This window comes from Candidatus Cybelea sp. (assembly GCA_036489315.1).
Classification (GTDB): Bacteria; Vulcanimicrobiota; Vulcanimicrobiia; order Vulcanimicrobiales; family Vulcanimicrobiaceae; genus Cybelea.
On record DASXFZ010000058.1, the window covers coordinates 54185 to 60960 of the forward strand.

Here is a 6776-nt window from a genome sequence, read left to right on the forward strand (position 1 = left end):
GTCACCGGTGGACGCGTCCGGGTTCCCGTCGTTCGGTCAGCGACGGGCGCACCGGCAGGCCCCTGAGCGCGAGAGACTCTGTGACCGGCAGACGGACACTCGGTGCATACGCGGCGGCAAAAGCCGAGTCTAAATAACCCGATGGACAATTCAACACTTGGTTCGATCGCGCTTTTCGGCGCGGCCGGTGCGATCGGTCACTCGCTAGCCTCGGAGCTGCAATCGCTCGGCATTCCGTATCGTGCAGTAGGGCGTGACCCCGAACGTCTTCGCGGCGACTTTCCGGGCGCTGCAATCGCAACGGCGGACTTCTTCACCAAGGAAGGCGTGGGAGACGCCGCCGCCGGCATCGATACGATCTTCTATCTCGCCGGCGCGCCGTACACCGAGTTTTTCAAGCACCCGATAATGGTGCGCAACGCCCTCGACGCGGCGCGGGCGCCCGGCGTGAAGCGCTTCGTGCACGTCACGCCGGTTTATAGTTACGGGCCGCCGCTCGCGCGCCCGGTTCCCGAAAGCCAACCGCACGTTCCGAGTACTCGCAAGGGCCGCTTTCGGCTAGAGCAAGAGCAAGCCGTGCTCCAACGAAACGCACCCGGCTTCGCGACGATGGTCGTGCACCTGCCCGATTTCTATGGTCCGCACGCCGAACTCAGTTACGCCAACGCCTTCGTGCGCGAGGCGTTGAGCGGAAAGACGGCCTCGTTTATCGGCCCGCTCGACGTACAGCGTGAATTCCTGTTCGTGCCCGATGCCGCGGCACCGCTGCTCGCCCTCGCCGCTCTCGACGATGCCTACGGGCGGTGCTGGAATCTTGGCGGCGAATCCATCGGCGCACGCGATTTCGCCAATGCCGTCTTCGCGGCGCTCGGCAAGCCGCCGAAGTATCGTTCGGTGCCGAAGTGGGTGCTGCAGATCGCCGGCATCGGAATGCCGCTAATGCGTGAAGTCGCGGAGATGTACTACCTCTTCGATAGCGGCTTCACGCTCGACGATGCGGCGCTGCGCGCGCGCCTCGGCGAATGGAGGAAGACGCCGCTTGCCGACGGTATCGCGCAGACGACTGCCTGGATGCGTTGAGGCTTACGTACCGGCGTCGGCGCCTTCGTGCAGAACGAACTTCACGATCAGCCGATTGAGCGTGGCGCCGGCAGCGGGGCTGCCGTAATTCACGTAGAGTTCGTTGCCGGCGGCGAAGCGCTGGTGATACGCGAGCGCGAGGTTGTTGCCGATCTGGGTCGCGAATCCGCCGTAGCCGTTGATGTCGCGCAGCTCGAGGCTAAAGCTGCTGTCGCTGCTGATGTTATAGCCGAGCGAGACGCGCCGCAGCCATTGCGAATCGAGCGTTCCGTTGGTGAGCGACCGCTCGTAGGTTCCATCGTACTCGAGGCCGAGGCTGAGGCGGCGCGTGAGCGGGCGGCTCGTTACGATCGAAAATAAGTGGACGTAGTTGTCGCCGAACGGCCCCCAAGAATAGTTCGTGTCGATCGGAGAAGGCGTGCCGTCGCGGTAGCCGACGGGGACCTGATAGAGGTTGAAGGGCTGCGTGACGCCGTCGAGATAGCACGGATAGCCCGTGAAACTCGATTGATACAGGATTGGGCCGCTGCAACCAGGGCCCGCCGGAACGCCGTACGATCGAAGTTGCCCGACCTGCTCGCCGATTCCGTTGAAAGAGAACTGGTTCTTGAAGACGCTGTTGAAGAAAAGCTGCGTGTCGGCTTGATGCACGGCACCCGATTCGTCGATAAAGCGATCCGCGGTGAGGAAGATCGACCAGTTCTTGATCGCGGGCGACGCGCCGGTGAGGTTGGTGTAAAACGTCGGGCCGCGGATATCGGAGTTTGCAGTGAAACCGTCGATCGGGTCGTAGTTCGGCGAAACGTCGAAGTAGCCGCCGTTGATCTCGAAGTTATTCTTGTGTCGGTCGATCCAGAACTGTCCGAGGTTGGCGTGTCCCTGCGGGACCCAGCTCCCGTTCTCGAACGAATAATCGGCGTAATAGATCATCCCGTTTTGAAGATCGCGCGCTTCCACGCCGTTCTCGATCGTCGTATCGCTGCCGGAGACGCTGTGATTGGCGAAGACGCCGTCGCTCCAATAGATGAACGAACCGTTCGGCATCGCGTGCTCGTAACCGTAGGCTTGATCGGAGAACGTGTTGTTGCTCGTTTGGTCGTAGCCGTGAAACGTCAGCGCCCCGAAGCTCTGGTAGTTGCCGAAGGTTCCCTCCATCTTCGCGCCGCTATCGAACGGCCCGACCGACGGAGAGTAGAAGACGAGATTCGGCGCCGTCGAGGCCGGCCCGGTCGCCGAGCGCGGTCCCGAAGAAGCGTTGATGAAGGCCGCGCCTTGCGAGAAAAACGGCCGGTACTCGATGAGCTGGCGCTGGAACTCCTGAGGGACGATCGTCTGCTGATCGATCTCGACGTTTGAGAAATCGGGATTGAGCGTGCCGACGAAACGGATCGTCGGCGTGATCGGATAGCTGACGTCGCCGCCGAACGAGCGCACGTGCATCGGTAAGAACGTGCCGTCGGCCTGCTGGAAGAGATTACGATCTCCGCCGATGCTCGCCAAGCCGTAGAGATCGGCGCGAGGTTTTGGACGCGCCGCCGCCGAGGGCGCGAGATCGAACTGTGCGCCTGCCCAGAACCGCGTATCTTGAAAGGTCGGCCAGGTACCGCTCGCGGAGTCTCCCATGATCGTATCCCAGACCCACGAGAGGTGCTCGCCGCGCGCCGCGATGCCGCGAACGAACTGGATGCGCCAGGTTTGCTTCCCGCCGCGCGGCACCCGTAGAACGTCGAGCGGAATAATCAAGACCGCGCTCCACGATCCGGTGCCGACGCGGCCCGCAGATGTCCAACGGGGGCGGAAACGGACGTTTTCGTTGGCCTGTTCGTATCGGGCGCCGCGCGGCGTCGTTTCGAAATAATACGCTTGACTGCCGCCGCCGCTCGTATCGAGACCGATGCCGACGAAGTCGTCGAGGCCGAATCCAACGTCGTTGGTGGTCTGCGAGGCCGCGATCGGCACGCCGTCCTGTTCGGCTTTGAAGCCGACATAGAGATTCTTGTCATCGTAGAGCAGATACGCCGTAGTGGTATAGCGTGACGGCTGTCGCGTCGTCACGTTCTGCCACGGCCCGTGTTCGGGAACTTCGCCGGCAGCCCAGGCCGGATCGGCCAGCGTCGGATCCAGCGTCAGCGGATGCGCCGCGCGCGCAACGGGAAAGGAGAAACTCGCGGGAACGGCAGCGCGAGCCGGCGCGCACACCACCGCAAGCGCAAAGCCGATGCAAAGGCCAATTCGAAAGATGTAGCTCACTGTCGAGAGGTCTCAAACCGCTGCTACACCCACGCAGCGCGCGAGGTTTCGAAACCCGATGCTTTTGCGCAATTGATTCCTATTGATAACAGCACCGCGCGCACACCCGCGTCGCGCGTCACCCCCGTCGCGTGTCTCGACCCACATCGGTGTCACCCTGAGCTTGTCGAAAGGGTTGTCGAAGGGCGGGCGCTTGGTTGCCAGTTGCAAGCGCCATGAAACCCCGAGGCCGGCCGGGGGTACTATGTCGCGATGAGACTCCTACGTTTGCTCTTCGCCGCAAAAACGGCCATCTTTCGCACGTTTCCGCTGGTCCGCGATACTCGCGTTCCGTTATCACTCAAGCTAATCGCCGCCGCCGTTGGGCTGCTCGTGACTTCGCCGGTCGATATCTTCAGCGACATCCCGGTGCTCGGCGCGCTCGACGACGTCGCCCTGTTGACGCTTCTTTGCATGTGGTTTGTCGGTCAGGCGGCAAAGCACGTCGAGCCCGTTCCAGTGCACCGGCGCTCCGGCAGCGCGCTCGCTATTCGATAAGCGTGATTCGCCGCGCGGCGTTGATGCTTGCGTTGATTGCGAGCGCACCGCAAGCCGCGGGGCGCCGCGCCCGACGATCTCGTTTCCGTCACACAAATTTCCGCGCCACCACACGCAGCCGCGTGACGGGTGGTTTACGGGACCACGATTTTAAGCGGCATTCCGGTTTGATCGTCGCAGCAGCGGGCGCGGGACGCGGAGCGGCTTGGCGGCCTCGTCGAAGGCCTCGACCGGAAGACCGATCGTTCCCTGGCCATCGGGATATCACAAACCGCGCCGCGCCACCAGTGCAGTGCGCAGCGTGCCGCGCGCTAGCCGGCCTCCCGCAGTGGTATCGTCGTTAGCGGCGGTCGGCGGCTCGCGCCGTGCTAACGGGAGGAAAAGGACGACTGCGGCGACGCCGGCAAGCACTGAATACCCCTTGCAGCGCGCTTAATCATTCGGCGATGCCGCTGCGAGGCCGAGCGCGCTGGCCGGCAGCCCGTGGGCGACGCGGGCCTTCGTCAGCCGTCCGCCCGCGCCGATGCTATACGCTCCAATCGTCCTGCTCTTCAAACTGAGGACGAAAAGAGAGCGGTCGTCGGATGAAATGGCCAGGTCGGCCGGGGTCCGACCCGTCTGAGCGCTGACGCCCTTCGGGCTCGCGAGTGTCAGGGCTCCGGCGGCATCGATCGAGTACGTCGAGATCGTGTCACTCCCCGTGTTCGATATAAAGGCGAGCTTACCGTCGTGCGTGATTACGACCCAGCACGGCGCCGTGTTATCGTCGGGGACCAGGGCCGAAATGGGGGCCAGCGTGTTTGGCGGGGTAACGGCATACGAAGATGCGGCTCCCATCCCCGATGCGCCGCCGAACGCGTCGGAGACGACCACGATTTCTGAGCGAGGCACAAAAGCGAATCCGAAAGGCGTCATGCCGGACGCGGCATGAACGGTCGGACCCGTCGGAATACCGTTCGCGACCGCATACGTGTCGATGTTGTTCGTTGCTTTCTCGGTGACGACCAACACCGTGCCGCTGCTGTCAAACGAAATCTCCGCTGGGCCGGCACCGCTGCCGCTGAGCGGCGCGCTCAAGTGGGGAATTCTGCGCAGCAGGCCGTTGCGGGTAATGCGAAAGCCGGCAATCGAGCTGCTCCCCTCGTTGAGCACGAAAAGCAGATCGTGATGGACGGCCAAGCTGACCGGCTGCATGCCGCCCGAGGCGATCCGGTCGATGAACTCCAGCCCATCGTCGCCGATTCGGAAGCTGCTGATCTCGTTGCTGCCCGCGTCGACGGCGAAGAGAAAGCGATTGTCACCAGCAATCGCGATGGCACCTTGAACGGTGCCGGCGACCGACGGATCGCCCAGACCGCCGGTGTCGAAGGACTGGTCGTATTTGAGTGCGCCGCCGCGGGGAACGAACGACAACACCTTGTTGCGGGAGGCACCGTTGCTCAAGGTGTAGACGACGACCCGATCAGGGCCGGTCTGTTGGGCTCTCGGTGCCCCCGCGCGCGTAAGAGACTGCGAGTTGGCGGATAAAGCCGGAGGCCCGCTTTGGTCTGACAGCGTCGCCGGCGGGCTGCCCGGCACCCCTGAGCCGGAGCACGCGCTGAGAAGCGCGACCGCTAAAGTGAGCAGGAGGGTAAATCGCATGTCGTTTCTCCTTCATCGATTTCTTCCGCAACGTCTTGGCCGCGGACGCGAGCAATACGCTCGCCAACGACCTGCGGATTACCGACGAAGCGCGATTCCTAATACAAGCTTCCGCTCGAGCGCATAAGACGTGCGAAACGATCCGTACCGCCGTAAGTCGTTCGGCACGGCCTGCGTCACGAGGCAGGTTGCCGGTCGTAGCCTTAGTGGTGATCTTTGCGCGGCGGGCTCTGGCGCGCGAGCAGCTCGTCGACGAGCTCGACAATGCCGTTGGCAGCCGCTTCTAAGAGCAGGCGCCCTTTTTCGGCCGTCGCCTTCGTCGGATCGCCCATTACGCCGCTCTCGCTGAGCTGACTCCAGTGCTCCATCATCGCCAGCGATCCGTCGCCCGCGATTAGGTCCGTCCAGTAATTTTTCGTCGGCCGATGGGCGATTTCGTGAACGGCGCGGCCCATGTCGACCAAATCGGGACGCAGCGCGAGATAGAGCGATGTTTCGAACTCGCACGCATGATTCATCCCGCCGACGGCCTCGGACTCGCGCAGCGATTCGACAACTTCTCGCACGCCCGGTGCCGCCCAGTAGTTGACGGCGGCGGTGAGCGCGCCCGTTGCGACGACGGAAAGACGCGCGATGACGTCGCAGAACGGCGTGTTGCTTCCGTGCCCGTTCACCATGAGGATACGGGTGAATCCATGATGCGCGACGCTCGTGCAGACGTCGACGCCGTAGTCAATCAGCGTGTGCGCGCCGATGGTGATCGCGCCGGGAAAATCCATGTGGTGGGGGCTGTAGCCGTGATTGATCGGCGGAACGAGGACGACCCGATCGGCCGCCCGCGAGGCGGCCAGCTCGCAGACGCTCGCACAGAGGAGCAAATCGGTGTCGATCGGCAGATGGTGCCCGTGATCCTCGAGCGTCGCGATCGGCACGATGGCGACGCACGGCCGCGCTGCCGCCGCCTTCACCTCCGGCCAGGTAAGTTCGCCATAGCGATATTTTGGCGCCATCCAGTTGCGTTCTCGGGTCCAGGTGGGATAAACTGCCGCATGTTCGAAGCCCTAAGTCTCCGAGATTCGCGGCGCCATCGTCTATCGGTTAGGACATCGCCCTTTCAAGGCGGAAAGACGGGTTCGATTCCCGTTGGCGCTACCAGATCCGGCCTTATTTTACTGACTTTTTTCGAAGGCACTCCCGTGATTGGCCCACATTTGGCCCACGCGCCTTCTTCGGCGCCGACGACGAGGCGCTTTTCCGCACTCTCGAAG

At 63.2% G+C, this 6776-nt stretch carries 5 protein-coding genes and 1 tRNA gene; 3 read left to right on the top strand and 3 right to left on the bottom strand.

All coding sequences use genetic code 11. From position 1 onward, the window contains the following. The first annotated feature begins 141 nt into the window (after positions 1-141). A complete protein-coding gene (locus VGG51_12945) occupies positions 142-1080 on the top strand; it encodes an NAD-dependent epimerase/dehydratase family protein (protein ID HEY1883937.1) in 939 nt (312 codons plus the stop codon). A 3-nt stretch (positions 1081-1083) separates the two neighbouring features. On the opposite strand, the gene VGG51_12950 is transcribed toward VGG51_12945, so the two are convergent. Continuing rightward, positions 1084-3330: a hypothetical protein gene (locus tag VGG51_12950; GenBank protein ID HEY1883938.1), complete on the bottom strand. Its 2247-nt coding sequence runs from the start codon at positions 3328-3330 to the stop codon at positions 1084-1086. A 252-nt stretch (positions 3331-3582) separates the two neighbouring features. On the opposite strand from VGG51_12950, the gene VGG51_12955 reads away from it, so the two are divergent. Then, on the top strand, positions 3583-3867 hold the full coding sequence (locus VGG51_12955) for a YkvA family protein (protein ID HEY1883939.1): 285 nt from the start codon (positions 3583-3585) through the stop codon (positions 3865-3867). Positions 3868-4299: 432 nt separating this feature from the next. On the opposite strand, the gene VGG51_12960 is transcribed toward VGG51_12955, so the two are convergent. Together VGG51_12960 and VGG51_12965 are read right to left on the bottom strand one after the other, a co-directional pair. Further along, entirely contained in the window at positions 4300-5508 is a 1209-nt protein-coding gene (locus VGG51_12960; protein HEY1883940.1) for a beta-propeller fold lactonase family protein, read from the bottom strand. A 203-nt stretch (positions 5509-5711) separates the two neighbouring features. Next, entirely contained in the window at positions 5712-6518 is an 807-nt protein-coding gene (locus VGG51_12965; protein ID HEY1883941.1) for a creatininase family protein, read from the bottom strand. 70 nt (positions 6519-6588) lie between these two features. On the opposite strand from VGG51_12965, the gene VGG51_12970 reads away from it, so the two are divergent. Further along, a tRNA-Glu gene (locus VGG51_12970) sits at positions 6589-6663 on the top strand. The last annotated feature ends 113 nt before the right edge of the window (positions 6664-6776 follow it).